At 64.6% G+C, this 25946-nt stretch carries 27 protein-coding genes; 12 read left to right on the forward strand and 15 right to left on the reverse strand.

Translation table 11 applies throughout. The features are described 5' to 3' along the window. Positions 1-14: 14 nt before the first annotated feature. The gene (locus VSR82_RS15215) at positions 15-1127 is read right to left on the reverse strand and encodes an AI-2E family transporter (RefSeq protein ID WP_368582751.1); all 1113 of its coding nucleotides are present in this window, start codon (positions 1125-1127) and stop codon (positions 15-17) included. Between the two features lie 239 nt (positions 1128-1366). On the opposite strand from VSR82_RS15215, the gene VSR82_RS15220 reads away from it, so the two are divergent. After that, positions 1367-2353 carry an alpha/beta hydrolase family protein gene (locus VSR82_RS15220; protein WP_429459889.1) on the forward strand — a complete coding sequence of 329 codons (987 nt, stop codon included), beginning with the start codon at positions 1367-1369 and terminating at the stop codon, positions 2351-2353. Between the two features lie 20 nt (positions 2354-2373). Here VSR82_RS15220 and VSR82_RS15225 read toward each other — a convergent pair whose 3' ends face one another. From VSR82_RS15225 to VSR82_RS15240, 4 genes are all read right to left on the reverse strand, one after another. After that, positions 2374-2775, reverse strand: coding sequence for a GFA family protein (locus tag VSR82_RS15225; protein WP_152852128.1), 402 nt, complete (start codon positions 2773-2775; stop codon positions 2374-2376). 93 nt (positions 2776-2868) lie between these two features. Next, positions 2869-3297 carry a YybH family protein gene (locus VSR82_RS15230; protein ID WP_429459892.1) on the reverse strand — a complete coding sequence of 143 codons (429 nt, stop codon included), beginning with the start codon at positions 3295-3297 and terminating at the stop codon, positions 2869-2871. Between the two features lie 145 nt (positions 3298-3442). Continuing rightward, complete coding sequence (locus VSR82_RS15235) at positions 3443-4375, reverse strand: hypothetical protein (RefSeq protein ID WP_429459894.1); 933 nt, start codon at positions 4373-4375, stop codon at positions 3443-3445. A 63-nt stretch (positions 4376-4438) separates the two neighbouring features. Next, positions 4439-4834 carry a tautomerase family protein gene (locus VSR82_RS15240; protein WP_368582908.1) on the reverse strand — a complete coding sequence of 132 codons (396 nt, stop codon included), beginning with the start codon at positions 4832-4834 and terminating at the stop codon, positions 4439-4441. 438 nt (positions 4835-5272) lie between these two features. Between VSR82_RS15240 and VSR82_RS15245 the strand changes: the two genes are divergently transcribed. After that, positions 5273-5863 carry a GlcG/HbpS family heme-binding protein gene (locus tag VSR82_RS15245; RefSeq protein ID WP_368582743.1) on the forward strand — a complete coding sequence of 197 codons (591 nt, stop codon included), beginning with the start codon at positions 5273-5275 and terminating at the stop codon, positions 5861-5863. A gap of 74 nt (positions 5864-5937) precedes the next feature. On the opposite strand, the gene VSR82_RS15250 is transcribed toward VSR82_RS15245, so the two are convergent. The 4 genes from VSR82_RS15250 to VSR82_RS15265 form a co-directional block, all read right to left on the reverse strand. After that, the gene (locus tag VSR82_RS15250) at positions 5938-6366 is read right to left on the reverse strand and encodes a YciI family protein (RefSeq protein WP_410849078.1); all 429 of its coding nucleotides are present in this window, start codon (positions 6364-6366) and stop codon (positions 5938-5940) included. 127 nt (positions 6367-6493) lie between these two features. Beyond that, the gene (locus VSR82_RS15255) at positions 6494-7144 is read right to left on the reverse strand and encodes a hypothetical protein (protein ID WP_429459896.1); all 651 of its coding nucleotides are present in this window, start codon (positions 7142-7144) and stop codon (positions 6494-6496) included. A gap of 141 nt (positions 7145-7285) precedes the next feature. Then, a complete protein-coding gene (gene pstS / locus VSR82_RS15260; protein ID WP_429459898.1) occupies positions 7286-8356 on the reverse strand; it encodes a phosphate ABC transporter substrate-binding protein PstS in 1071 nt (356 codons plus the stop codon). 229 nt (positions 8357-8585) lie between these two features. Beyond that, entirely contained in the window at positions 8586-9494 is a 909-nt protein-coding gene (locus tag VSR82_RS15265) for a LysR family transcriptional regulator (protein WP_410848928.1), read from the reverse strand. Between the two features lie 139 nt (positions 9495-9633). Here VSR82_RS15265 and VSR82_RS15270 point away from each other — a divergent pair, with 139 nt between their 5' ends. Next, on the forward strand, positions 9634-10398 hold the full coding sequence (locus VSR82_RS15270) for an SDR family oxidoreductase (RefSeq protein ID WP_368582740.1): 765 nt from the start codon (positions 9634-9636) through the stop codon (positions 10396-10398). A 242-nt stretch (positions 10399-10640) separates the two neighbouring features. Continuing rightward, entirely contained in the window at positions 10641-10943 is a 303-nt protein-coding gene (locus VSR82_RS15275; RefSeq protein WP_152852133.1) for a DUF4148 domain-containing protein, read from the forward strand. A 212-nt stretch (positions 10944-11155) separates the two neighbouring features. Here VSR82_RS15275 and VSR82_RS15280 read toward each other — a convergent pair whose 3' ends face one another. Both VSR82_RS15280 and VSR82_RS15285 read right to left on the reverse strand, forming a co-directional pair. Beyond that, positions 11156-11344 (reverse strand): hypothetical protein, encoded by a 189-nt coding sequence (locus VSR82_RS15280; RefSeq protein ID WP_368582738.1) that lies wholly within the window; start codon positions 11342-11344, stop codon positions 11156-11158. 69 nt (positions 11345-11413) lie between these two features. Continuing rightward, a complete protein-coding gene (locus VSR82_RS15285) occupies positions 11414-13093 on the reverse strand; it encodes a hybrid sensor histidine kinase/response regulator (protein WP_498857889.1) in 1680 nt (559 codons plus the stop codon). 461 nt (positions 13094-13554) lie between these two features. Between VSR82_RS15285 and VSR82_RS15290 the strand changes: the two genes are divergently transcribed. Next, on the forward strand, positions 13555-14544 hold the full coding sequence (locus VSR82_RS15290) for an aliphatic sulfonate ABC transporter substrate-binding protein (protein ID WP_429459903.1): 990 nt from the start codon (positions 13555-13557) through the stop codon (positions 14542-14544). 4 nt (positions 14545-14548) lie between these two features. Here the strand turns inward: VSR82_RS15290 and VSR82_RS15295 are convergent, their stop codons facing one another. Together VSR82_RS15295 and VSR82_RS15300 are read right to left on the reverse strand one after the other, a co-directional pair. Beyond that, positions 14549-14851 carry a hypothetical protein gene (locus VSR82_RS15295; protein ID WP_429459905.1) on the reverse strand — a complete coding sequence of 101 codons (303 nt, stop codon included), beginning with the start codon at positions 14849-14851 and terminating at the stop codon, positions 14549-14551. Next, positions 14848-15222 carry a phage holin family protein gene (locus VSR82_RS15300; RefSeq protein ID WP_368582734.1) on the reverse strand — a complete coding sequence of 125 codons (375 nt, stop codon included), beginning with the start codon at positions 15220-15222 and terminating at the stop codon, positions 14848-14850. Before VSR82_RS15300 ends, VSR82_RS15295 begins: the two co-directional genes overlap by 4 nt. A gap of 224 nt (positions 15223-15446) precedes the next feature. Here VSR82_RS15300 and VSR82_RS15305 point away from each other — a divergent pair, with 224 nt between their 5' ends. Both VSR82_RS15305 and VSR82_RS15310 read left to right on the forward strand, forming a co-directional pair. Then, entirely contained in the window at positions 15447-15857 is a 411-nt protein-coding gene (locus tag VSR82_RS15305) for a DUF6566 family protein (RefSeq protein ID WP_429459907.1), read from the forward strand. Positions 15858-15884: 27 nt separating this feature from the next. Further along, entirely contained in the window at positions 15885-16298 is a 414-nt protein-coding gene (locus VSR82_RS15310; protein WP_410848934.1) for a hypothetical protein, read from the forward strand. Between the two features lie 48 nt (positions 16299-16346). Here the strand turns inward: VSR82_RS15310 and VSR82_RS15315 are convergent, their stop codons facing one another. Together VSR82_RS15315 and VSR82_RS15320 are read right to left on the reverse strand one after the other, a co-directional pair. After that, complete coding sequence (locus VSR82_RS15315) at positions 16347-16592, reverse strand: hypothetical protein (protein WP_368582731.1); 246 nt, start codon at positions 16590-16592, stop codon at positions 16347-16349. Between the two features lie 67 nt (positions 16593-16659). Beyond that, positions 16660-18069, reverse strand: coding sequence for a 3-deoxy-D-arabino-heptulosonate 7-phosphate synthase (locus VSR82_RS15320; protein ID WP_429459910.1), 1410 nt, complete (start codon positions 18067-18069; stop codon positions 16660-16662). Positions 18070-18237: 168 nt separating this feature from the next. Between VSR82_RS15320 and VSR82_RS15325 the strand changes: the two genes are divergently transcribed. The 5 genes from VSR82_RS15325 (at position 18238) to VSR82_RS15345 (ending at position 25938) form a co-directional block, all read left to right on the forward strand. After that, positions 18238-19182, forward strand: coding sequence for a YihY/virulence factor BrkB family protein (locus VSR82_RS15325; RefSeq protein WP_498857890.1), 945 nt, complete (start codon positions 18238-18240; stop codon positions 19180-19182). A gap of 235 nt (positions 19183-19417) precedes the next feature. Then, entirely contained in the window at positions 19418-20671 is a 1254-nt protein-coding gene (locus VSR82_RS15330) for an MFS transporter (protein WP_429459914.1), read from the forward strand. Between the two features lie 282 nt (positions 20672-20953). Continuing rightward, positions 20954-21745, forward strand: coding sequence for a TetR/AcrR family transcriptional regulator (locus VSR82_RS15335; RefSeq protein WP_498857891.1), 792 nt, complete (start codon positions 20954-20956; stop codon positions 21743-21745). 126 nt (positions 21746-21871) lie between these two features. Then, positions 21872-24370: an acyl-CoA dehydrogenase gene (locus VSR82_RS15340; RefSeq protein WP_498857892.1), complete on the forward strand. Its 2499-nt coding sequence runs from the start codon at positions 21872-21874 to the stop codon at positions 24368-24370. A 146-nt stretch (positions 24371-24516) separates the two neighbouring features. Next, positions 24517-25938 carry a 3-oxoacyl-ACP reductase gene (locus VSR82_RS15345; protein WP_429459920.1) on the forward strand — a complete coding sequence of 474 codons (1422 nt, stop codon included), beginning with the start codon at positions 24517-24519 and terminating at the stop codon, positions 25936-25938. The last annotated feature ends 8 nt before the right edge of the window (positions 25939-25946 follow it).

Genomic DNA, 25946 nt, shown 5'->3' on the forward strand with positions numbered 1-25946 from the left:
GCCATCCTCGCGCTTCAGGTCTGCTTCTGTTCGTGGATCTGCGCGGCTTGCGCGGGTTGCGGCTGGTCACGGACCCAGCGCCAGAACAGCTGATAACCGACGGCCAGCATCACGGGCCCGACGAATAGCCCGATCACGCCGCCCGTCACCATGCCGCCGAGCGCTCCGATCAGCACGACGGGCATCGGCACCGCAACGCCGCGGCCCAGCATCAAGGGTTTGAGCACGTTGTCGGCGAGGCCCGCGACGAACACGTAGACCGCGAAGATGATGTTTGCGGTGCTCACACCGTCCGTGACGATCACGAAGGCGATCACCGGAATGGTGATCAGCGTGGCTGGCAGTTGCATGATGCCGAGCAGCAGCACGGCCAGCGCGAGCAGCCCCGCGCCGGGTATGCCCTTCACGATGAAGCCGATGCCGATCAGCAGCATCTGGATGAACGCGATACCCACCACGCCCTGAGCCACCGCGCGAATCGTCGCCGTGCACAGATCGGCGATCTGAACCCCGTTCTCGGGTCCCGAGATGCGCGAGGCGATCTGCACCGCGCTGTGATAGCCCTTCTCACCGTGGGCCATCAGGATTCCAGCGATGATCAGCGCGACAAAAAATATCACCAGCCCGGCGCCGAGGCCCGTCACCGTTGCCAGCACGGCAAGACCGGCCTCCTTCAGCTGCGGGGCGAACTTATGCGCAAGGCCGGTCAGGTCCGTCGATGCCTGGAGCCAGAAGTCGTACACGCGCTGGCCGACTATCGGCCAACTCGCCACCGACTCGGCCGGAGGCGGAATCTGGAAGCTGCCGCTCTTCGCAATGGCTATCGATTTCTCGATCGAATCGGCGACCGCGAGACCCAATGCATACGTGGGCACCAGAATCACGGCAAACGCGACGAGGATGATCAGCGTGGCGATCAGACCATCCTTGCCGCCGAGTGTATGGCGCAGACGGACCTGCAGCGGATACAGCGTGATCGCCAGAATCACCGACCAGGCCATCAGGTTAAGAAACGGCGCGAAGATCCGAAAGCAGAACACGGCCAGGATCGCAATGAGTCCTGCGCGGATCAGCACATCGAGCATCTCTCGCGCAGGCGTGCGTTGGGAAAGCGGTGTGAGCAGCATAGGTTCCTCTCCGGCGAGGTCGCGGCGCGGTGGCGCGGCGACACCGTGATTTGCCAGCAATCGCGAAAACTCGAACCCACTGGAACGTTTTTGACGCCAATACCAAGGCCTGCCTGCAATTCCGGCATCTTCAGGAAGAGAATCGCGCCGGCCTTGTCGTCGACAGAACGCGGCGTTTCACTACTATTGAACCCGCACCTCAAAGATTCAATTGGACTTTGGTCTCATAGGAGAACGCCGTGAAATGGTTGGCGATCGTCGCCGTTCTGCTGGCCTTGATGCCCGGCGCGCCGGCCGGCGCCGCCGGGGTCGGCTTTCAGAAGGTCGACATACCGAACGGCGCCGAGCCGCCGCTTACTGCCGGAATCTGGTATCCGACCGACGCGCCGGCCACACCGCACGCGCCGGGCGGCGCTACCCAGACCGTCGCCGCCGACGCTCCGATCGCGGGCGATCACCTGCCGCTGGTGGTGTTGTCGCACGGCGGCGGCGGCTGGTACGGCGCTCATTACGACACGGCTGTCGCGCTGGCTCGCGCGGGCTTCGTCGCAGCGGCGGTCAGCCACGCCGGCGATACCTTCGATGACCAGAGCCGCGTGCTGCAACTCTGGCGCCGCCCCGCGCAGGTTCATCGGCTGGTGGACTACATGCTGGACGACTGGCGGGGGCACGAGCGGCTCGATGCGGATCGCATCGGCGCATTCGGCTTTTCGAACGGTGGCTTCACCGTGCTCGTGGCCGCGGGCGGCATCCCGGATCTGTCGAAGATCGCCCCGTTTTGCGAAGTCCACGCGGACCATGACTTGTGCGAAGCATTGCGGCATGCTGGCGTCGACGTCGATTTCGCCGCGCATGTTCCAGCCGGTGTCTGGGTCCACGATGCGCGCATCAAGGCAGTCGTGATCGCCGCGCCTTCGTTCGGCTTCGCGTTCGGCCGCACGGGCTTGAGCGGCGTGCGGGCTGCGCTCCAGCTGTGGAGCGCCGCCGACGATCGTCATCAGCCGCATCCGTGGTACGACGAGCCGGTGCGGGACGACCTGCCCCGCGCTGCCGACTATCGCGTGGTGGCCAACGCAGGCCACTACGACTTTCTGCCGCCCTGCGATGCGCGTCTTGCGCGGCTGCGCCCGCAGATTTGCGACAGCGCGCCGGGCTTCGACCGGGCGGCGTTCCATCAACGATTCAATGCCGAGGTGGTTCGGTCTTTCGAGGCGATGCTGCGATAGGTAGAGCGTTACCCGAGGAGTTACCCGAATTCGTCGTGTTGGGGCAGTTGATCAGTGATCGAATACCACGGCGCCTTGGAACCCACGAAAATGTGGGCAGTGGGAGAGATGGTAGGCGAGTCCGTGAGGGTTCCCAGTGTGACGTGAACGTATTCACCGTTTCGAACCACCGAGAACATCAGGCTTCCGCATATTTTGCAGCGCACATCGTGCGACGCGCGCTGATCGCCGAAAATCAGCAGGCTGTGTTCGCCCTCAGTGATACGCAGCTTGCCGCGCTCGATTCCCGCGAAGGGTTTGAACGCCGAGCCGGTTGCGCGCCGACAGTTTGAACAGTGGCAGTTCAACGCATAGACGAATTCGTCCTTTACCGAGTAATGGACGGCACCGCAAAGGCATTGGCCGGCAAGCAATGGTTTCATGGCTGCTTTCAGACAGAAGGTACGTCGCTAATGGGAAAGTCGCGCAGCCATGATTATTCGCGAGTCGAAGCGCGCTGTCGAACCACCAAACCGCTAGCGCCTGAAAATCACCTGCGCCGTGCCGGCCTCGATCGGAGAAGAGGTGTGCTGGTGGACGATCTTCCATCCGTCGGCCTGCTGCCTCAGCGTCATGGTCAGGCGATTGTCCATCGCACGCAGTTCCGCGCCGCCGGCGTCGACGGCTTTGTATGTCGCGAAGGCGTGAATGACGGCAAGGTCCGCGGCGACCATCGTTTGCGCCTCGCTGAAATCCACGATCACGCGATCCGCACCCAGCGAACCGAACCAGCCCTCCGCCATCGCACGCCACGATGCGATGCCGTTGTACGACCACGTACCCCACATGTCGAAGATCACCGCATCGCGGTCGTAGAGCGCGACGAACGCGTCCACGTCTTTGGCCCATACCGCGGCTGTGTAGCCTTCCAGAACTTGCAGGATTGGATTGTCGAGCCTGTTCACAGTGTGTGCTCCTGAGTCGGATTACGAGGGGTTCCTGACCGATTGCCTTACCAGCTAACGACGATCGACGCACCACCCGATCGACATCCAGGCGAAAAAAATCTTCAACGCGTGATGGCGTTGCATTGATCAGACGCCGCGCTCGTCACTGGGCGGTCTGCTGACGTTGATACTCGTTGTGCTTCATCTGCATATAGTCGGCGCGGCTGACCTCGTGCAATTGCCGCGGAAACTGCTCGGTCGCATCGAACCAGTCGGCCAGACGTTTGTCGAGCCGGGCGTTGGGCGGGCTGGAAAGCGCGCCAAGATAGGCATCGATAGCGAGGAAATAGCGCATCGTATTGCGTTCGACCAGGCCGCGCACGCCGCCGATGTATTGCGGCTCGCTCGGCGACGAATCGGGCGTCAACGAAAAGCCGACCTTGTCGCTGCCGATCGTCGCCAGATAGGTTTTCATCGCGATCCGTCCCGCGGTGCCGTATCCGTATGCGTAGGTCAGGTGAATAAAGGTACGGTTATCGCCGACCGGGATCGCTTCAAGCACGATACGGTAGTCCTTCGTGCTCAGCGGACCCGTGGCCGCGGAGAGCTCGACGCGAAAATAATCAGCGGTGCTCGCTACCGGGCTAAAGTTGAATTGCACGCGGTACGACGACGAAAGAGTTTCCTCGGTCTTCTTGCCGATGTTCACGGTGAGGACCGTACCGCTATCGCTGATCGACGCGTGGCAGTATTTGGTGTTCAGATGCAGGATCAGCACGTCGCACCAGTTGGCCGGGCCCTGAGCAGGGTCGCTGAGCGCGCCGCTGACCACCGCGAAAGGATAGTTGAGCACACCGTAGATATCGCCCTTGAGCGCCGACGGCAGCTCCTGCGATTCGAGGTACAGCGGCCGATGAAACGGGTTGTGCGCGAGTTGCTGCGTCAGACCTTGATATTTCTCGCGCAGGCGAGCCGCGCTGTCGTCCGCTTGCGCGACGACGCTGTGGCACAGGAAACAGAACACCGTGGCGATCAAGACCATCCACCACGGTCGCGTCCGCCGATTCTTTGCCAGCGATGTGGCAAGCCTGCTCATGGCCCTTCTCCTATTTCGAATCAGGTTGTGGCGCAACCGGCGTAGATCCGATCCTGCGAACACTCATCTCTGGCCCGGCTCCCATTCCGGACTATAACCTCCGAGCGCCGGGTGATACATCTCGTCGCCCGAGTGCTGCGTGAATTCGACGTTGAGTCGGTCTTCGCGCAGGCCCAGAATCTCGATGCAGAGCGAGCAAAGGGCTTTGGCCAACTCCATGCGCAACTCCGGCGGCCGCCCTCTTCTGATATCGAGCATCATCAAGGCAACGGGCACCGGCTCCCCGCTCTCCTCGGCAATGCGCCACACGCCGCCCGGACCGAGCTCTCGTATGGCTACGCTGATTCGCCTGACATCGACCGACATCATCCGGGCATAGGTCTCACTCATTTTCGCCGCGAGCAGTCTTTTACTCTCGACAGAGTAGTGATCGTTTACATCAAGTTGCAGATAAGGCATCGCGTCGATCTCCGGGAAAAGTGTTTCGCACGCGCCAACTATATGCCGCACCATCAAATCGATCAAAACCATCGCCATCACTTATTACGTTACTGACGTGCCGCGTGGCCGAGGTGGACTTTGTTTTGGCCACTCAGCTTTGCATGATGGTCTTCACTATTTACACGAGTTCGCTCTCATGAGCTCGCGCCCGCATTCAACAGCAATGAGTCGTTTATTTCATTGGCTGTCCTACTGTTTGCGCACCCTCTCGCCTACAGCGTGCCTGCTGTCAAATCGATCGTCAGGAGAATCGTCATGCGTAAGATGCTTACCCTCGCTGTCGCAGCGTTTTGCATTGCGTCGTTTTCGCACGAAAGTCGCGCGACTGGCGATGATGACGTCCCACAAGCCCGATGCACGCTACCGCAAGGTACGGTCGCATTGGTGGAAAGACAGTTGCGTACGGTCGTGAACCTGCCAGATGGCAACGGCGGGATCTTCACACCCAATCGGATGTGGGCGGCCATCGTCGATCGGCAGGGACATCTCTGTTCGGTGATCGTGACCGGGGACGCCTGGCCTGGCAGTCGGGCCATCGCGATCGCAAAGGCTTATACCGCGAACGGCTTTAGCAACGATGCGCTCGCGCTATCCACGGCGAACCTCTACGCGGCCACGCAACCCGGCGGCTCCCTTTATGGACTGAATAATTCGAATCCTTTTGACGCGCGCTTCCTCGAACAGGGCAGCGGCATCGGACACACGCTTGGCGGCGTGATTACCTTCGGTGGCGGCGTCGCGCTTTATGCGGGAGGGAAAGTCATTGGAGGATTAGGCGTAAGCGGCGATAGCGCCTGCGCCGATCATGCGATCGCGTATCGCATGCGCAAGCTCGCGGGGCTCGGCAGTGTGCCCGCCGGTCAAGGTCCGAACAACACGGATAACATCGTCTACTCGACGAGCGGATCTCCGACGGGCTTCGAACATCCGCATTGCTTCCCGAGCGACCTGAGCGCCGCCAAGATCGAGCAGATACCTTCGCATTGACGGCAATCGTCACCCATGGAATCGGGCTTCCGGACAACGGACTGGAAGCCCACACGCTAATTGCGTGAGAATCGTCAACGCATCTGCCCGTCGATTTGCTTGCGCAGACGGTTTTCCTCTTCCTGAAGCTCGGGCGTAAAGGCTTCGCCAAAGTCCGCCGGTTCAAAGAACGGGCGAATCTCGATTTCCGAATCACTCAGCATCGGATTCGGGCAGCGCTTGACCCATTCGATCGCTTCGTCCATCGATTGAACCTGCCACACCCAGTAGCCGGCAATCAATTCCTTGGTTTCCGCAAACGGGCCGTCGATGACGGTGCGGTCCTTCCCTGAGAACCGCACGCGAGCGCCGGCAGAACTGGGCTTCAGCCCGTCGCCGCCTTGCATGATGCCGGCCTTGACCAATTGCTCGTTGTACTGCCCCATCGCCGTGAGGAGTTCCGTAGTCGGCATTTGCCCCGCTTCGGATTCGGGGGTTGCCTTGATGATGACCATGACGCGCATTTGGGTTTTTCCTTTGAAGACGAAAATATCTGAAGGCAAGGCTGCCTCGAGTGACTACGACGAATCATCACGGGAGAAATCGACATGCGCAACACACGACTGCACGAATTTACAAAACGCTTCGGCATCAAGGTAGAGGCGTCCGGCTGCCTCGAGCATCGACATCGGCGCCCTGAACCCGCAGCACCGGCTCCGCATCGCCAGGCACGAGCTGGAGTTGCGATGAAAACCGCACCTGCAAAAGCGCGGCGAACGCGCGCTCGAAGGCGTTGGAATCGTCGTCGGCCGGCATGATCGCCTCGAGCGCCTTTGCGAAGCCGGATGCGCCTTCGATGTCCGCACGGCTGAAAGCGCTGCCGCCGCGCGAAAAGACGCGTTGCACGTCTTCTTTCAACTGCTGAAGGGCCGCGACGACCTGTTCATAGGCGTGAGCAGGAGCGCTCGTGTGATCCGGAGGTTCGGCTGCGCACAGCGCCGGCATGAACGCGAGCACGTTCCTGTCGATATCGACGCGCGCAGCAAGGGTCTTGATGTGTGACGCCTCCACCGATGGACCGGCGTCGCGCCGGCGACACCACGCTTGCGCCCGCGCCGCACCCAGCATCGCCGCCGCGAAACACCGGAAATCATCGAAGCGCAGATGCCTCGCAGCACAGTCGAGCACGGCGTCAGGCGTCAATTCCAGCTCGTGCGCCACCGCGAGACTGGTCTTCATCACGATCAGGACGAGCTCGCCCCACTCGTCCTGACGACTCCCTTTCATCGAGTTCGGGTACATCGTCGGTCCCTGTATGCACGCCCCGGGTACACGTCGCATAAGCCAGCCTCGGCAGCGACTCGCAAAAGCCTCGCCTGCGGCGACATGACCGCGCGGGACAGCTCAGGCTAGCCATCGCGGCAACACGAAGCGCAGTTCGGCTCACGGCACCGCGAGCACTTTGCGCACCGGCTTTTCGCCCGGCTCGGCGGGCCATTGTGAGCGGATCTTCGTCACGACCAGGTCAGGCAACGGGACGTAGTCCAGTGCGCTGACCGTCGGTCCGCCGTGGCTCAACGCCCATTCGAAAAACCTCAGCGTGGCTTCGTCGTGGCCCGGCTGGTTCGGCGTCGTGGGCAGCAACACATAGGTCGCGCCCATGACCGGCCACGCATCCCTGCCCGGCTGGTTGGTCAGCAACTGCGACAGGGAACCCGACCAGTCGGCGCTCGCCGCCGCTGCGTTGAAGGTCGCGGCGCTGGGCTGCACGACCTTGCCCGCCGCATTGGTCATGGCCACGTACTTCAAGCGGTTCTGTTTGGTGAAATCCCAGGCGACATAGCCTATCGCGCCGGGCAGATAGCCGACGTACGTGGCAATGCCCTCGTTGCCTTTGCCGCCGATGCCGAGCGGCCATCGCACGCTAGTGCCTTCGCCGACCCTGCGCTTCCATTCGGGACTGACCTGCGCGAGGTAGTGAGTCCAGATCAGCGTCGTGCCCGAACCATCCTGGCGACGCACCACGGCGATCGGGTAATTCGGCATCTTGAGCTTCGGGTTCAACCGCACGATTACCGGGTCGTCCCAGAACTGGATCTTGCCGAGAAAGATATCGGCGATGACCGGCCCCGTCAGCATCACCTCGCCGGCTTTGAGCCCCGGAAGGTTCACGACGGGCACCACGCCGCCGATCACGGTTGGAAATTGCCGCAAGCCGTTGCGGGCCAGTTGATCGTCGGTCAGCGGCGCGTCCGAGCCCGCAAAGTCGACCTCCCGCGCGATCACCTGCTTGAGCCCATCGGACGAACCCGTGCCCTGATAGATCACCCTGCTTCCACCCGACTTCTGGTAGTCGGCGGCCCAGCGGGTGTAGAGAGGAGCGGCGAACGTGCTGCCGGCTCCTTTGATGTCGGCGGCGTAGGCCGCGGCCGCGCATGAACAGCAAATCAGACCAGCGCCGATGGCGCCCAGTGTTCTCACGAATGTCTCCCGTCGGTTCTTGTTCCGGGACATCGCTGATCCGACCTGCAGTGCGTGAGCTTGTTGGAGGGCGACCGTGCCGGCGATTCAATGTGCAGCTTTCATCCGGGGTGCAGCTCTCCTGCATTACGCGCCATATCGCACATTAAAGAACGGTGCCTGGCCGAATTCCAGTTGAATCATGCTATCGAACGCGCCATGGCCGGCGGCCGCTGCCGCTATTGCAGGCATCCCGTTTCGGGAGTTGCCGGCACACATTCCTTCACGTCTTGTCCCACGGCGGCACGCCCGAGAACGCATCGACCAGAAAATCGATCGCCGCACGAACTTTTGCGCTCACGTGGCGACGGCTCGGATACAGCGCGAGCACATCGATATCCGGCAAGCGGTATTCAGGCAATACCCGCAGCAGCCGGCCCGCGCGGAGGTCCTCGCCGATCAGAAACGTCGGCTGCCAGATCACGCCGTGCCCCGCGAGCGCCGCCGCGCGCGCGGTGTCGCCGTTATTGGTGTGCATCTGGCAGTTCACCTCGACAGCATGCGTTTTGCCGTCTTTGTCGATCAGTTGCCACACGTCCGCCGTGGCCGCATACGTATAGCCGATACATCGATGTCCGAGCAGCTCCAGCGGCGTTTGCGGATGTCCTGAACGCTTCAGATAAGCGGGCGATGCACACAGGATGTTGGTCGACGTCGCCAGTTTGCGGGCCGCGTGATCGACCGTGCCGGCGCGCGAGATGCGGATGGCGAGATCGTAGCCCTCCTCGACGATATCGACGACACGGTCTATCAGCGTGATGTCGAGCTCGACGTCGGGATATTGCTGCATGAACCGTGGCCATAGCGGCGCGAGATGCTGGATGCCGAAGCTGACCGGCGCATTGATACGCAGCCGTCCACGCGGTTCGATCGACGTCGTCGACACGAGTCCTTCCGTTTCGGCAACGTCTTCGAGAATGGCCTGGCTGCGCGAATAAAGCGTTTCACCGGCCTCGGTAAGAGACAATCTGCGTGAGGTGCGATTCAGCAGCCGCGCGCCGAGGTGCGCCTCAAGGTCATTCACATAGCGGGTCACGTTCGCGGGCGAGGTTTCGAGCGCATCGGCCGCGCGCGCAAAGCTGCCCCGGGTGACGACCGTTACGAAAACCTCAAACGCGCGCAGCCGGTCCATAGTGGCGCTCCGATCATTCATAAAAGCTGAATGATACCGCTATGTTTTTGGTCTTTCTGTCTCAAGAACGGAATCTTATAGTGCCTCTCAACGAGCCGACGCAGTGGGCGTCGGCCGATGATCAAACCGGAGATTCAACATGCAACGCTTGACAGGAAAAGTCGCTATCGTCACCGGCGCCAGCGCGGGCATTGGTCGCGCCGCCGCAAAGTTGTTCGCCGCGGAAGACGCGAAGGTTGTGGTGGCCGCACGCCGCGAAGCCGAACTCGAGACGCTGGTCAGCGAGATTGCTCGCGACGGCGGTACGGCTGTCTCGCTGGCGGGGGACGTGCAATCCGAAGAATTCGCGAAAGCGCTGGTCGCACTCGCCGTCAGCCGTTTCGGCCGTCTCGACATCGCGTACAACAATGCGGGGACACTCGGTGAGATGGGACCGTCGACCGGCGTGTCGGAAGCAGGCTGGTCGGCGACGCTGGCGACCAACCTGACCAGCGCGTTTATCGGCGCCAAGCACCAGATTCCTGAAATGATCAAGCACGGCGGCGGATCGATCATCTTCACGTCGACCTTCGTCGGCTACTCGTTCGCGTTCCCGGGAACGGCCGCCTACGCCGCGAGCAAAGCCGGGCTGATCGGACTCACGCAAGCGCTCGCGGCCGAATACGGCCCGCAAGGCGTGCGCGTCAACGCGATCCTGCCGGGCGCGGTGGACACGGAGATGTATCGCGGCATGAACGATACCGCTGAATCGCAGACCTTCGTGACCGGGCTGCACGCGCTCAAGCGGGTCGCGAAGCCGGAAGAGATTGCCCGCTCGGCGCTCTACCTCGCTTCCGACGATTCGTCCTTCGTGACGGGTACGGCTTCGCTGGTCGACGGCGGGGCTTCGATTACGCGCACCTGAGCTGTTCGACGGCGGCATCCGTTGATGTCGGCTCGCGTCCGCAAGCCTGGAAGGCTGGCGTCGGATGCGCGGCCGGCATCTGCGCATTCGGGCGCGAACGTCGATCAGCGTCGGCTGATCGACGAGCCGATACCATAAAAAATAAGCGAACACTGTATGGTTCCTCACCTAATCTTTGATCAGCTGACCGCGAAAAGCGAAGCGCGAGTCAGCCGGAGTAATTAACAAGGAGGTGGGCCATCATGAAGACGTTAGTCCACACAGTTTGCGCGGTCGCTGTCATGGCTTTGCCGATTGCATCGGTGGCACAGACCGAAAGCACGCTGACGCACGCGCAAGTCCAGGCAGAGATCGCGCAACTCGAGCAAGCCGGCTTCAATCCGGCCAACGCGAATACCGTCGACTTTCCTACCTATATGCCGACCACCACCGCCCCTGCCGCAGGTCAGAGCAGCGGCTATGGTCCTGCGACCAGCGGTACGCAGCAGATGGGCCATCCGGCCGGCGCGACTGGGATGAAGCCGGTGTTCTTTGGCGGATCTTAAGCGTGCTCGTCTGACCGGCTCGACGATGGAGAACATGCCGTCCCTGCCAGGGACGGCATGGAGGGTCGTGCTATGCGAAAACACGAACTCGCTCGAGCCTTTGGAGTAGTTGCCGAATTTCGCGCGCACCCGCACGCGCGCCATATTGCATGGCGCCTGCTGAACTACTGATTCTTTCGCTGAGCGCCTGAGCGCGAACAGCTAACACATCATCAGCGTTTGTTCACGTCGACGGTCAGGATTTCGTATCCGGGGTCGGCGTTCTCGGCCGCGACTTTATTCGCTTCCTCGTACGAGCGAAACGACGTGGCCTCCTTGATCTCCGGCGCCATGCCGATGTCGCCGTCCTCCGCGGTGCAGAGGAACTTCTCGCCGGTCTTTACGACGTAGACGGTCGTCATATCTCCCTCCGTGGCTTGCAGGGCAATTTCCAGTCTAGCAGGCTGGAAGAGTTGCGCAGGCTCCGCCGGTCACCGACCGCCGCCAACCAGCCACTCCGAATTCGCCAGCACGTCCCGCAGTTTTTCCAGCGACAACGGCTTGCTCAGATGATGATCGAAGCCCGCGGCAAGCGTCTGGCTGCGGTCCGTGTCCGACGAATAGCCGGTCAGCGCGACGAGGATCGTGCCGTTCAACTCGGGGTTCGCGCGAATTCTGCGTGCGACCTCGAAGCCGTCCATGACGGGCATCGCGACGTCGACGATGGCAAGTTCCGGCCTGGTTCGCGTGATCAGGTCGATGGCCGCGCGACCGTTGTCGACCGCGGACACGCGATAACCCTCCAGGTCGAGCAGCACGCACAAAACATGCAACGCGTCGACGTTGTCGTCCACCAGAACGATGCGCAGCGCCCGGAAGTCCCTGCCCTTGTCCGAGGCGTCGGCAGGCGGCGCTAGCGGCTGCGTTCGCAGGATCGGCAAACGCAGTGTGACGCGGGTGCCGCAGCCCGGTCCATCGCTATGGATGTCGATTTCGCCATCGTGCAGCTCGACCAGCCGTTTGGCGACGGCCAGACCGATGCCGAGCCCGCCTTCCGAGCGCGCGCTGCCGCTCGAGCACTGCGCGAACAGGTCGAACACATGCGGCGCGATCGACGAATCGATGCCGATGCCGTTATCGCTGACTTCGATCACGAGCATCCGCGCGTCGGACGGATCTCCAGCGCGAACCGTCAGCTCGATCAGTCCGCCCGCCGGCGTGTACTTCGCCGCGTTCGACAGCAGATTGCCGAGCACCTGACTGAGCCGCACATGGTCGGCGCGCACCGGAATCGCGCTGTCCAGACCGGTCAGTTTCAGCGTATGGCCGCGCGAGCGCACGTCGTGGTCGATCGCGGCGACCGCGTCGGAGACGATCTCGGCCAGCAGCGTATCGCTGCGCCGGATCGTCAGCTTTCCGTGTTTCAGACGCGCGGCGTCGAGCAGATCGTCGACAAGGGTGCGCAGATGCTTCATCTGCCGTTGCGCGATGGTCAGCACCGCGTCCGCCTTGTCGTTGTCGACCACCAGACGCTTGGCCGCGGCGATCGCGCCATCGATAGGCGCCATCGGGTTGCGCAGCTCGTGCGCGAGCATCGCGATGAACTCGTTGTGGCGGCGGTCGTTGTCCGCGCCGTCGTCGCGAACGTTGACCATCGTCACGGCCGCGCCCGCGACCATCGCGAGATCCGACAGCACCCGTGCGTCTTCGCTGTCGAAGCGGCACCCGGTGTGGTGCGACATCACCCATATCGCGCCGAGGTGGCCGTTATCGCACGGAATGGGTACGACGATCCCCTCGGGCACCTCGACGCCCGGAAAGTTCAGACTGGGGAACCGCTGTTGCGGATCGACGAACAGGCGCGCCGCGCCCCCTTCGAGCGTGACGCCGCAAGGACATTCGTCCCACGCCGTCGTGCGTCCCTGCAGACCGGCGCACAGGCCCGCCACCGCGAGCCAGCGAAAGCGCCGGCTGTCCGGTGGCCCCTCGACCAGACTGATGCCCGCGCTGCCCGCGCAGCACAACGCCATGGCCTCGCTGGCAATCGCGTTCAACAGGTGTTCACGCGAGCCGGTTTGCGCGCGCGCGAGCCGCAGCAGCGACTGGTTCTCTCGGGCGTAATCAGCCTTTTTGGCTGGACGGCTCGCTAATTCGTCAGCACTGGCAGCCATGATGTTCCACCGACGTTGACTGGCACCCGCGCGCAAGGCGGGCGTAAGGGCCGATACGGCGCCGATACCGCTGCCGACGAGTGTAGGTCAGCTGGGTCGCGCGGTCTCGGCTTCTCTCATTTGCACAGCGCTTTTTACTTCTATTTGTCCGCAACGTTCTGCTCCGCTCACCGTCGACATGGCGTCCCATGAACAGCGGACGACGCAGTATAGGAACCCGGTGCGATGCCGCAGCTGTCCGTAATTCGTGGACATCGGACAGCTGCGTCAGCGTTGACGCGAGCACGCTCGCAGTCAACTGGACGGCAGGTACGGATCGCGAAGTCGCGAAAAGCGTTGTGGCTTGCCGCATATGACGATCACTGCGATCGATAGCTAAATCCGTCGGTTAGCGCGATGAGATCGGGTTGTTACGATGGCTCGATTCTCCCGTTTTCACCGCTCGACAGGACGCCCACGTCATGACGCAAATAACACGGCGCGCATTCACCCGCTTCGCAGTGGCATCACTACTGGCCGCCAGCGCTCCGCGCGGCTTCTCGCAGAGCGCGCCTGTCGCGCTGCGCATCGGCTATCAGAAGTCTTCTACCCTCATTACGTTGCTGAAGGCGCGCGGATCGCTGGAAAAAGCGCTCGCGCCGCTCAACGTGCGCATCTCCTGGAACGAGTTCGCGAGCGGACTGCCGCTGACGGAAGCGCTCAACGTCGATGCCGTCGACTTCAGCGCCGATGTCGCCGATACCGTGCCGATCTTCGCCCAGGCCGCGCATGCGCGCTTCGTTTACGTCGCGCAGGAAGCGCCATCGCCGGGCGCGCAGGCGATCATCGTGAAGAAGGACGGCCCGCTGCGCACGCTGGCCGATCTGAAGGGCCGCCGCATCGCGGTGACGAAGGCGGCGGGCAGCCACTATCTGCTGCTTGCGGCGCTCGCGCGCGCGGGGCTCAAGCCCGCCGACGTCGGCGTCAACTACCTGAGCCCGGCCGATGGCCGCGCCGCGTTCGAGCGCGGCAGCGTCGACGTCTGGATCACCTGGGATCCGTATGTAGCGTCGGTCGAGCGCGACGGCGACGTGCGCATACTGAGCGACGGCGCGGGCCTCGCGTCCTATCAGCGCTACTACCTCGCGTCGCGCACGTACGCCGACGCGCATCCGCAAATCATCGAGACCGTGTTCGAGCAGTTGCAGACGGCCGGCGACTGGTTGCGCGCGAATCCGCTCGACGCGGCCAACACGCTCGCGCCGGTGTGGGGACTCGACGCGCCGACGATCGAACGCGCCAACACCCGGCGCAGCTATCTGGTGCGAGCGCTCGCGCCGCCGAATTTCAGCGAGCAGCAGACGATCGCCGACGCGTTCTATCGCGCGGGACTGCTGCCCGCACCGGTCGAGACGAAGCAGGCGCTGTACTGGGACTTCGCGGCGAAACAGGCGAAGCCTGTCGGCGCGTGAACGATCACTGCGCGATGGAGCGCCGCACATTGCGGGCAATCCACGCCGCAGCACCGGAGCGGCCCGCGATCGACAGCGTGCGGCGCGGCCCCAGCACGATGCCGCCGACCACCAAAGCGAGCAGCAACGCGACATGCGGCGCCTCGGTGAGCGACGCGAGCACAGTGCTCACCTGGGAGCGCGACGCCGCCCGCGCCGCCGGCAACGCGGCAGTCTGGTTCGCCACCACCAGGGCGGTTCGCGATGCCTCCATGCGTTCCAGAATGGTGAGCCGGGTAAGCTCGTTTGCGTGACGTAGCTGACTCATTTGAGCGACTCCCTGAGAGCGTCGAGATCGGAGTGAATTTCGGCCTTGAGCACGTGAATCGATTGCGCCGGTTTCTGCGCCCGCCAGACGAGAAAAGACGCGATGCACACGATCAGCCATGCGGCGGCCACGCCCCAGGCCACCGCAAGAAAGTAAGCCGTCTGCCACGCGGTGGCGATGATCGCGATGCAAATGAAGGACAGCGTGAACAGCCCCGCGACCGCCAACGCCACGAGTGCGCTCAACTCGCGCACCAGGCGTTTTCGCGTCTCTTCGACTTCCAGCGCGAACAGTTCGCTATAGTCGGTGACGCGTTCGACGCAGAATCGCCCGACGTTGCGCCACCTCGTGACCTTCGCATGGATTGACATTCCGTCCTCCTCACGATTCATTTGCGCCGGCCGCGGTAAGCAAAGACTTCGCTCCTCGGCCGACAGAGGGAAGCGACACCAGCGTTGAACGCAGCGCAAGAGCCGGGCCCGCGCTGACCGATCGCACGCCGCGTGCCCGTAGCCGGATGGATGCCTGCACGCGTTCGCGCTGGCGGCACAGAGCTTGCTCGAATCAGGCAGATCATTCGCTCGTCGAGGACAGCATGACTCCGCTCCCCCCAACCGATCCCACTGACAAGACCGCCGGCGCCAGCATCGGCGAGACCGGCTCCGATATGACTACCGAGGACGGACGCGCGATGCCGGCCGCGCGCGACGAGCGCGGCTCCCAGCACGCGATGCATGGCGCGCACCGCGGCGCGTTGATCACGGTGACCGCGCATCGGAACTCGCGAGGCGCCTGGATCGCCGACGTGTCGATTTCCCGCGACGGCCGGCCGATGGAAATACCGGCCAATCTGGCCAACGTGGAACCCGTCACGCCGGAATGGCTCACCGAGGAGGAAGCGTTGCGCGCCGGCATCGAACAGGGTCGCTATCTGATCGACCGGACCCTGGGCGAGCACGCCACCCCCCTGTCGGCGTCGCAGCGGCGCCTCGACGACGAGCGATAAGCACGGCCCGATTCGGAGGAAACTCACATGCTACTGAGCGATGAAGAACTGGCGCGGCTGGAAGGCGTCGAGCCGTTTCTGCGGGAGGAAGCCAGAAGCGCTCTTCCCGCCGACGCCGATTACGAAGTTCTCGCCGAACTGCGCGAGCATCTGCAGCCCGGATTGCGCATTCGCGTGCCGGCCGGTCCGGACATCGCGATGGAACCGCAAGTGCCGCCCTACCCGCTCGATCTGTTCGTCGGCTTGCCGCTCGACGAGCTGCGCGACGTCGCCAACGATGAAGGCGCCGCACGCGAAGCGGCGCTCGCCCGCTTCGCCACGACATTCGCGCCAAGGCTGCAGCGCGCGATCGCCACGCTGACGCCGCACCAGATCGATCTCGCGGCGGGGGTGCAAAGCGAGCGAGGAACGCTCACGGTGATGCTGGAGCCGGTGCGCTGACGCGTGAGCCGCAAAGCGCACGTCGCAACCGCGTACGTCGCAACCGCGTTACTCGTCGCTGTCGAGCCCGCCTGGCGGCGGCCCGATCGTGATGCCCGCGCCCGACCCCTTGCGGGTCCCCGGCGGATAGGCATCGGTTGCGGTCTCGGGCGGAACGTCCGCGACGCAGCGGCTCGCATTGCCGCCTCGCAGACATTCCACGAAACGGTCCGCCTCCTGCGGCGAGCGAAATTCGTAGATCTTGCTGGCAACCTGCACCTGCGTGTCCGACAGTCGCTTCGACAGTGTTTCCATCACCACTCCTTTTTGCTCGAAGAGCTAATCCCACGAGCAACGCGCGCGCCACCGCTTCATCAGAGGCCTAGCGCGCCGCGCTCAACCGTCTTGCGTCCGCGATGCCGACCGCGGCCCGCAAGTCGTCCGGATGAACCATTAATTCCCGAACCTCGCGCAGCGTCGCGTACTGGTCGAGCACCGTCCGCCATCGCGGCGATTCGAGCAACTGATGCCACACCGGTTCGAGATCCGCGCAGTCGGCGTCGCGTCCGTCCGCCAGCGCGCCCGCGAAATCGAGGCTGGCCTGGGCCGACAGCAGTTGCATCCGGCTCGCGGGACTCAGCACGCGCGGCGCCGCTTCGACGGGAGCGTCACAGCAATAGAGCACGGTGCTGCGAAGACCGGTTGCGTCGCCCGTCAGCGCGGCAAGCGACGCGCCGCTCAAATGCACCGTCCCCTGCTGCGTGCGAAACGAGTAGACGGTGTGCGGTTCCGCGTGCGCCAGCAGCGTCAGTCCGCGCACGAGCCGCGGCAGATCGGTGGTGGCCGCGTCGACCGATGCCTTCGCTTCGACGAGCAGGCATACGTCCCACGCCGCGGCGTCGGCCGCGGGCTGGGCCTGGCGCAGCAGCACCACATCCCATTCGGTTTTGGCGCGCTCGTGGCTCGCGGGTATCGCGGCCGGCACGCGCATCGAGTTCACGACACGGTAGGTGGCGACCGCTCCCTGGGCGTCATTGAGGCGCTGCGCGAGCGCGTCGAGTGCATCGGCGGCCAACGCTTCGACCGCGGCGCCGCGCTGCTTCGAACTCAAGCCTCGCTCGACCGCGGTCGAGCTTCCCGGGCGCGGCCCCTGGCGATCCCACAGCGTCTGATAGTGGCGCACGCGCTCGTCGGACGTCAGCGCGTCAAGGCGCCGCAAGCGCTGCAACGCGGCACTCTGCAGCAATTGCGCGAGGCCGCGTTGCAGCGCCGCGTCGTGCGCGATTTGCGGCGTATCGATGCAAGTTTGCACGGCGTCGGCCAGTTCGGGCCACGCTTCGGCCGCCGCGAGCGCGTGCAGACGCGCCAGCGCGTCGCGTTGCGGACCGGGGAGCAGCCGCTGCTGTTTGGCCGGATGTGCGATCGCATTGACGGCCGCGTAGATCAGCCGGCGATCGACGCTCGCGTGCGCGGCCAGCGACGCGTACTCGCGCACCACCGCGCTGCGATGCCGTAGCAGCATCGCCTGGAACACCGGGTCGCCGGCGTCCTCGCGCAGCGCCTCGCGGATCATGCGCGCCAGCGCCTCGACGAAGAAGCGCTGGTTCGCCGCATCCGGCGCTTCGCCGCGCGCGCTCGCCTCGCGAGCCTGCTCGATCGCGAGCGCGAGCACGGTGGCGGGACTCGCTTGCGGCGTCGGCGCGCAGACGGCCGCGAGCGCCGGCAGGCGATAGCGGCGCACGACGGCGTCGAGCATCTCGTCGAGCAACGAAGGCGATGGCGTCACGGACATAGCGATATGTCGATAAGTTGGCGAAATAACTTTACATGAAGGTTCGGCGCGGCGCGCGGGCCGCTCGCGGCTGGCGCGCGTCGTGCTGCATCAGCGCTCGACGCAGCCACTTTATCGTCGCGGCAGCGCGAGGCGAGCGTTCGCGCGCTGCCGCAAGCCGAGGACAGCATGTCAGCACCGCAACCGAAAACCGCAGCGCGACCCGCTCGCTGGCGCCACACGTTCAACGTCGCGAGCGACGCCGCAGGCCGTTTCCTGTCGGACCGATGCGCGATGCTCGGCGCGAGCATCGCGTTCTATCCGGCGTTCTCGCTGGCGCCCACGCTGCTGCTCGTGCTCGCGGTCATCGGCTGGATCTTCGGCCGCGATGCCGCGCAGGGACGGCTTTTCGAGCAGGCGCGGCAGTTGGTGGGCAACGACGCGGCGCACGCGATGCAGGATATCGTCGCCCATGCGCACTATGCGGGCGGCAGCGGCGTCGCCGCGGCGTTTTCGATCGCGCTGCTGCTGGTCGGCGCGTCGGCCACGTTCTCATCGTTGAATACCGCGCTCGACATCGTCTTTGCCGCCCACCCGCGCAAGGGCATCGCCGGGCTGGCGCTGCTGGTGCGCGCGCGGCTCGTGTCGATCGGTCTGCTGATCGGGCTCAGCTTTCTGCTGGTCGTGTCGCTCGTCGTCGACGCGGCGATTCAGACCCTCGGCGGTGCGCTGTTCGGCAATTCGGCGCTCGGCATCGTTGCCGATGTGCTGCAATCGTTACTCGGTTTCGTCATTCTGGCCGTCGGGCTCGGCGCGCTGATCAAGTGGCTGCCCGACGCGGCGGTGCCGTTGCGGCCCGCGCTCGTGGGCGGCACCGTCGCGAGCCTGCTGTTCACGGCCGGCCGGCATCTGTTCAGCTTCTACCTCGTGCATGCGGGCACGGCAGGCGTGTTCGGCGCGGCCGGCTCGCTCGCGGTGCTGATGATGTGGTTGTACTTCTGCGCGGCGGTGTTTCTGTTCGGCGCGGAAGTCGCCGCGTCGTTGTGCCGGGTTGCAGCCTCTCGCGCTCATCCCGGGCTTCGGCAAGCAGGAGACAAACTCGATAAAAAATCGGCGCCCGGAAACTCTCGATAGATATTACAAAAACGCGCCCGGATAAACCGACAATTACATTTACCCGACATTAAACAAGCATGACGAATTCAGCACGAAAATTGCTGTGCGCATTAACACGGAGAAAAACGGCTTCAACCACGCAAACGCTTAATGCCCGGCGTACACTCGCCGGCAAGCGCTTGCCATGAGGCGCAAGGGCTGCGTTTCCGGCCGCGATCAAACGCGGATTTGCGAATACTCAGGAGGACAATCAATGAGCTGGACTCGGGAACAGAGAAACGTCACGATCGCCGCCTATCTAGGCTGGACGCTCGACGCATTCGATTTCTTTCTGATGGTGTTCGTGTTGAAAGATATCGCGCAGGAATTCAATACGGACATTCCGTCGGTCGCGGTCGCGATCATGCTGACCCTGATGATGCGCCCGCTCGGCGCATTGATTTTCGGCTGGCTCGCCGACAAATACGGCCGCCGTCCGACGCTGATGATCAACATCGGGTGCTTCTCGTTGCTCGAACTGCTGTCCGGTCTGTCGCCCAACCTGATGACGCTGCTCGTGCTGCGCGCGCTGTTCGGTATCGCGATGGGCGGCGAATGGGGTGTCGGCGGCGCGCTGACCATGGAAACCGTGCCGCCGAAATCGCGCGGCATCGTCTCGGGTCTGCTGCAGGCCGGCTATCCGAGCGGCTATCTGCTCGCGTCGATCGTGTTCGGCGTGTTCTTTCAATACATCGGCTGGCGCGGTATGTTCTTCGTCGGCGTGCTGCCGGCGCTGCTCGTGCTGTACATTCGCGCGCACGTGCCGGAGTCGCCCGCGTTCCAGACGCTCGAAAAGAAGGTGCGTCCGGGCCTCGTCGCGACGCTCAAGCAGAACATCGGCCTGTCGATCTACGCGATCATCCTGATGACCGCGTTCAACTTCTTCTCGCACGGCTCGCAGGATCTGTATCCGACTTTCCTGCGCGTCCAGCTCAAGTTCGATCCGCACACGGTGTCGTGGATCACGATCGTCCTGAACATCGGCGCGATCTGCGGGGGCCTGTTCTTCGGCTGGGCATCGGAGAAGATCGGCCGCAAGCGCGCGATCTTCATCGCCGCGTTGATCGCGCTGCCGGTGCTGCCGCTGTGGGCGTTCTCCACCACGCCGTTTCTGCTTGCGCTCGGCGCGTTCCTGATGCAGATCTCGGTGCAAGGCGCGTGGGGCGTGATTCCGGTGCACCTGAACGAAATCTCGCCCGATGAAATCCGCGCGACCTTCCCCGGGCTCGTGTACCAGCTGGGCAATCTGATCGCCTCCGTCAACGGTCCGATGCAATCGAAGATCGCGGAGATGCACGACAACAACTACGCGCTCGTGATGGCGGTCGTAATCGGCATCGTCGCGATCGTGATCTGCGCGCTGATTCCGTTCAGCCGCGAGCGCCGCGGCATCGACATGACGCAGTCCGCGCGTGAGATCGTCGGCGCGGGATCGGCGGGCGGCGCGGTAGGAGGACAGCGCGTTTAACCGCTTCGGGCGTTCGCATCAACGCCTGGCGCGCATCAAGTCGCAACGCAATACGAGGCCGTTCCGGTTCGCCCGGAACGGCCTTTTCATTTCCGGCGCGGCCGGTATCACGAGCCGCGCTTCGCAAGCACGACTTTCGTCAGCTCTTCTAGAGGAGTTAGTCGAGCCCGCTCCTTGCTCGCACCGTCCCTCCTTTTTTATCCTGCAAAAAACGATTGTTTCAAATACCGATTTGAATCGCGTGTTTGCGAGCCGGCAGCACCGGCAACTGGGAGACGCAGCATGGCAGTTCGCACCACGGGCCGGCATGTCGGCGATACGAAGTCACGCATTCTCGACGCCGCGGAGACGCTGTTCATCGAATGCGGTTATGAAGCGCTGTCGCTGCGCCAGATCACGTCGCGCGCCGATGTCAATCTCGCGGCCGTCAACTATCACTTCGGCCACAAGGAATCGCTGATTCATTCGATGCTGTCGCGCCGGCTCGATCCGCTGAACGAGGAGCGCGTGAAGCTCATCGACCGCTTCGACGCGATGCTCGGCGCGCGCCTGAGCTGCGAGCACGTGCTCGGCGCGATGTTCATTCCGGCTCTGCGTCTGTCGCGCGATCCGCGTGTCGGCGGCAAAGCGTTTCTGCGCCTGCTCGGGCGCGCGTATACCGATCCGTCGTCGTTTATCCGCGACTTTCTGAACGCGCATTACGAGTCGGTGGCGATGCGCTTCTTCGACGCGTTCCAGCGCGCGCTGCCGCATCTGCCGCGCGAGGAGCTCGGCTGGCGGCTGCACTTCGCGATCGGCGCGCTGTCGGGCGTGCTCGCCGGCACCGATACCAGCGGCCTGATTGGCGAGTTCTCGCAAGGCAAGCCGATGAACGATCTGCAACTGATCGCGCGCCTCGCGTCGCTGATCGTCGCCGCGCTGAAGGCGCCGCTGCCGGACGGCACGCAACTGGCCGCATTCGCGGCGGTACTCGGCGATGCGACCGACGACGATGGCGCGGTCGGCACGTTCGCTAATGCGCATCGAGACACCAGCGGCGAAGCGGCTGCGTGCGCCGCGCCATGTGACGCGTAGCGCGGCGCACAGGTGGCCCGGCGATTGCATGACCAGAGAAAGGGCAACCCAAAAAATCAGCAGAGCGCGAGCGGTGCGCGCCCGTGGGCCGCATTCGCACGCAGCAACGACAGAGGAGGAAACATCATGCCGTGGTTCATCCTGGCGCTCGTCATCGCCGCCTTCGCTCTCGTCTACGTGCAGGCGCGCGCCTCGTGGTGGCTCGCGGCGCTGATCGTCTGGGTCGCGGCCGCGCACCTGAGCGGCGCGGCTGGCCCGCTGCTGACGGCCTTGCTCGCGATCGTGTTCGTGCTCCCCGCCCTCGTGCTGACGATCAGGCCGCTGCGCCGCGCATGGCTCGCGAAACCGCTGCTCGACACGTTCCGCAAGATCCTGCCGGAGATGTCGCCGACCGAGCGCGACGCGATCGAAGCCGGCACGGTGTGGTGGGACGCCGAGCTGTTCTCGGGCCGCCCGCACTGGGACACGCTGCTCGGCTACGGCCCGGCCGCGCTCAGCGCCGAAGAGCAGGCATTCCTCGACGTCGAATGCGAGCAGTTGTGCGACCTCGCGAACGACTGGGACACCACGATGGTCTGGCAGGACCTGTCGCCGCAAACGTGGCAGTTCATCAAGCAGCACGGCTTTCTCGGCATGATCATTCCGAAGCAGTACGGCGGCAAACAGTTCTCCGCGTACGCGCATTCGCAGGTGATCATGAAGCTCGCGACGCGCTGCACGGCCGCGGCCGTCTCGGTGATGGTGCCGAACTCGCTCGGCCCCGCCGAGCTGCTGATGCACTACGGCACCGACGCGCAGAAGAACTACTATCTGCCGCGTCTCGCGCGCGGCGAGGAAATCCCCTGCTTCGCGCTGACGAGCCCGTACGCCGGTTCCGACGCCGCCGCGATTCCCGATGTCGGCATCGTCTGCCAGGGCATGCACGAAGGCCGCGAGACGCTCGGCTTTCGCGTCACGTGGGACAAGCGCTACATCACGCTCGGGCCGATCGCGACGGTGCTCGGCCTCGCGTTCCGCGCGCTCGATCCCGACCATCTGCTCGGCGCGAACGACGAACCCGGCATCACCTGCGCGCTGATTCCGACCAACCATCCTGGCGTGAACATCGGCCGTCGTCACTGGCCGTTGAACGCGGTGTTCCAGAACGGCCCGAACTCGGGCAAGGACGTGTTCATTCCGCTCGACTGGGTGATCGGCGGACGCGCGCAGGTCGGCAACGGCTGGCGCATGCTGATGGAGTGTCTGGCGGCGGGCCGCGCGATCTCGCTGCCGTCGTCGAACGTCGGGATGGCCAAGGTCGCGGTGCGCGGCACCGGCGCGTATGCCGCGATTCGCCGCCAGTTCCGCACCGCCGTCGGCAAGTTCGAGGGCGTGCAGGAAGCGCTCGGCCGCATGGGCGGCAACCTGTACGTGATGGACGCCGCGCGCCGCCTGTCCGCGCAGGCGGTCGATCTCGGCGAAAAGCCGTCGGTCATTTCGGCGATCGCCAAATATCACATCACCGAGCGCGCGCGCAGCGTCATCAACGACGGCATGGACGTCGTCGCCGGCAAGGGTATTTGCATGGGGCCGTCGAATTTTCTGGCGCGCGCGTATCAGCAGATGCCGATCTCAATCACCGTCGAAGGCGCGAACATTCTGACGCGCTGCCTGATCATCTTCGGCCAGGGCGCGATCCGCTGCCACCCGTACGTGCTGAAGGAAATGACCGCGACGCGCGAGCCAGATCGCGCGAAGGCCTTGCGCGAATTCGACGCGGCCTTCTTCGGTCACGTGAATTTCACGCTGTCGACCGTGCTACGCAGCACCGTGTATGGGCTGACCGGCGGCGCGCTGATCGCGAAGCCGCGCCGCGCGTACGCGCCGCTCCATCCGTACTACCGCGCGGCGACGCGTCTGTCGACCGTGTTCGCGCTGCTCGCCGACGTGTCGATGCTGGTGCTCGGCGGCGATCTGAAGCGCCGTGAACGCATCTCGGCACGCCTCGGCGACGTGCTGTCGCAACTGTTCCTGATCTCGGCGACGCTGAAGCGCTTCGAGGACGAAGGCCGTCAGCAGGACGACCTGCCGCTCGTGCGCTGGGGCGTCGAGGATGCGCTGTACAAGGCGCAGCACGCGCTCGACGGCGTGCTCGCGAACTATCCGAACCGGCTCGCCGCGACGCTCGTGCAGCTGCTCGCGTTCCCGTTCGGCCTGCCGCATCGCGAGCCGTCGGACCGGCTCGGCAGCGAGATCGCCGAGCTGATGCAGACGCCCGGCGCCGCGCGCGAGCGGCTCGTCGCCGACTCGTACGTGCCGCGTCCCGACGTCGACGCGCTCGGCTATGGCGAGCTCGTGTTCGCGCTGAATCCACGGTTCACGCAAATCGAGCACAAGCTGCGCGACGCGGTCGAACAGGGCCTGCTCGAACCGCTGCCGCAAAGCCTGCCGCAGCTCGCCGCGTGGACCGATGCGGCGCAACGTCAGGGCCTCATCGACGCCGACGAGCGGCGGGTGCTCGACGACTACGCGCGCTACGGCGCGCAGGTCGTCAAGGTCGACGATTTCCCGGCCGACTTCGACCTGCTCGCAAGCTTGCAACAGCGCAAGCAGGCGCTCGAAAAGGCGCTGGATCTGGCGGCCTGACGCGCGCGCTCACGCAGAAAAAACTACCGATGCGGCGCGGCAACCCGTACCCGAGTCACGCAACTCAAGGCACACTGACACACGTCCGGCAGCCCTGAAAAATCGCTGGGGCTACCCGCGGCGCGTCCAGCGGAGCAACCGATAACATGAACGACTCCTACCTGAAGTTCGTCAACTCGCCGTTCGGCGGCCGCCTCGCGCGCTCCCTCGGCCTGCCGAAGCCCGAGGTGCTGCGGCGCTACCGGGCGGACCGGCCCGAATTCGACGGTCTGATCGCGATCGGCGCGGGCCGCGAGCCGCGCCTGTTCGACGCGCTCGCGAGTCTGATCGCCAGCATCGGCATGACGAGCGTCGCGCACGAAAGCGCCGGGCTGTGGGTGCCGCTCGCCAATCGACACGGCCTGATGACCGGCCGCTTCGAGCCGGCCGAAGCCGGTGCGCCCGGCAAGCTCGCCGCGCTGCTGTTCGATGCCAGTGGTATCGACGACAGCAGCCATCTCGAACCATTGCACGGCTTTTTCCACGACACGCTGCGCTCGCTCGGCAAGTGCGGGCGCATCGTCGTGCTGGGGCGGCCGCCCGAGGCCTGCACGAGCCCGCGTCAGTGGACCGCGCAGCGCGCGCTCGAAGGGCTCGTGCGTTCGCTCGGCAAGGAAGCGCGGCGCGGCATCACCGCGAATCTCGTGTACGTCGAGGACGGCGCGGAAAGCGCCATCGACGCGACGCTGCGTTTCTTCCTGTCGCCGCGTTCGGCCTATGTGTCGGGCCAGGTGGTGCGGATCGCTGCCAGCCGCAACGAAGCGCTACCGCCCGGCGCGCCCGCGTTCGACTGGCGCCAGCCGCTCGCCGGGCGGCGTGCGCTCGTCACGGGCGCCGCGCGCGGCATCGGCGCCGCGATTGCGAGCGTGCTTGCGGCCGAGGGCGCGCATGTGATCGGCGTCGACATTCCGTCCGCGCGCGACGCGCTCGATGCGACGACGCGTCAGCTGAACGGCAGCGCGCTCGCGTTCGACATCGCCGCGCCCGAAGCGCCCGCGCAGATCGCAGCGGCGCTCGATGAGCTCGGCGTCGACATCGTCGTGCACAACGCCGGCATCACGAAGGACAAGACCATCGCGAGGATGACCGACGCCGCGTGGCAAAGCGTGATCGACATCAACCTGGGCGCGCAGGAGCGCATCGACGACGCGCTGCTCGCGGGCGGCATCCTGCGCGATGGCGGGCGCATCGTCGCGGTGTCGTCGATCAGCGGCATCGCGGGCAATGCCGGCCAGACCAACTATGCGACGTCGAAGGCCGGCGTGATCGGCCGGGTGCAAAGCATGGCGCCGCAACTGCGCGCGCGCGGCATCACGATCAACGCGGTCGCGCCCGGCTTCATCGAAACGCAGATGACCGCGAAAATGCCGCTCGCGCTCCGCGAGGCCGGCCGCCGCATGAACTCGATGAGCCAGGGCGGCGAGCCCGTCGACGTCGCGCAGACCATCGCGTGGCTCGCGCATCCGGGCTCGGCCGGCGTGACGGGCCAGGTCGTGCGCGTGTGCGGTCAAAGCCTGATCGGCGCCTGAACCGGAGC

This window comes from Burkholderia sp. JPY481 (assembly GCF_038900515.1).
In the GTDB taxonomy this organism is placed as follows: domain Bacteria; phylum Pseudomonadota; class Gammaproteobacteria; order Burkholderiales; family Burkholderiaceae; genus Paraburkholderia; species Paraburkholderia youngii.